Consider the following 1399-nt stretch of genomic DNA (forward strand, 5'->3'; position numbering starts at 1 on the left):
TAAATCTTGTTCAAACACAGTGAAGTCTTCCAATGACAAAGTATTTCCCGCTTTATCTGTAACTGTAGGATTTTTATCTATAACAGCTTTTTTCTGTTCTACAGTCATAGTATCAACTTCATTTTTATTTCCGAACATATTGTATCCCCATCTGAATGGCCATATAGCATCATCACCTAATGAACCTCCGCCCCATTCTTCACCTAGACCCGGATGAAGAACTACGATACTATCTATTATTCCGTCTGGTTCGTTATAATTTCCATCTCCATCCAAATCCCATTTATCCTCAACATCAAATTGAGATAAGTCTAGGTCTTTAGCTGCAGCGGCAATTGCTTCTTTTACAAGGCCATCTCTACATCTTTTCTGATCTCCGTCACCCTCATTTGAACCGTAATCAGCAGCATTTCCTTTTGCCATATACCAGCCAACAACGGTACCATCGAAGTCGTATACTCCGCCTGACTCTTCTTCATAAAATTTTCTAACCGTTATATGCTTTTTTCCATCGCTTGTTTCATAATAATCTTTTCCAAAAAACAAGTTCTGATAGAATTCCTTTGTAGTTTCTGAACCCTTAAAAGCATTTATTCTCCAAGATTCCTTTGCGTCAAGTTCATGGTGTTTGTAATCCTGAAAGTCCATTAATATTACCAATGGTTTTGCTGTAAACTTCTGCCCTGTAAATTCCACCTTGCTGGCTTTCTCAAGAGCATTAGTAAATACATTTCCCTCCGAAGCGAAAACAGTCATTGAAGCAGATAGTGAACTCAATAACATAGACCCAGATAATACTACACTAAGTAACTTTTTGTTTTTCATACGTCCCCCTCCAATATTTTTAATTGTTTTAATAATTACACTTATATTATAAACTCTTTTGTTAATTTTTCAAATACTTTTGTAACAATTATTTCATATTTTTTTAAAATTATATTTTTATATTTAATTTTATACATATCGCCTTCATTTAAGCCCATAAAAAAGTCACAGGTTTTTACCTGTGACTTTTAAAAACAATGTTATTCTAAACTATATTATAGACTCTTAACAAAAGCTCTCTTTAATGGTCCAAAGTTAGGCTTTGATTCCCATAAGAATACTTTAAGTGTTTTAGCACCTTCAGGAATTTTAATGTTGTTTGTAACTTTTATTTCTCCTCCTGGAGTAATGTTTGCTTGCTCTACAGAAGAACTTAAAAGTTTACCGTTTGCATCATAAGTCCCAACTAGTACTCTTGCAACTTTTGTAGTGCTATCTGCATTAAATGATAAAACAGTCTCTACTGCATTTTCTTTAACTACAGGTTGGAATTTTATAGTTGCCATTTCATCCATATTTACTCCATATAGACCGTTTTCGCCACTATTGTATATTGCCTTTGCATTTCCTGCAG

General features: G+C 33.9%; 2 protein-coding genes. Both read right to left on the bottom strand.

Features of this window, described 5'->3' with window-relative positions; genetic code table 11:
- On the bottom strand, window positions 1-825 hold an 825-nt coding region (locus BUA73_RS13650; RefSeq protein ID WP_143147023.1), incomplete at its 3' end, for an immune inhibitor A domain-containing protein.
- Between the two features lie 215 nt (window positions 826-1040).
- Window positions 1041-1399: hypothetical protein (locus BUA73_RS13655; protein ID WP_178139285.1), on the bottom strand; the 359-nt coding region annotated here is incomplete at its 5' end.

It is taken from the genome of Hathewaya proteolytica DSM 3090, assembly GCF_900142225.1.
In the GTDB taxonomy this organism is placed as follows: domain Bacteria; phylum Bacillota; class Clostridia; order Clostridiales; family Clostridiaceae; genus Hathewaya; species Hathewaya proteolytica.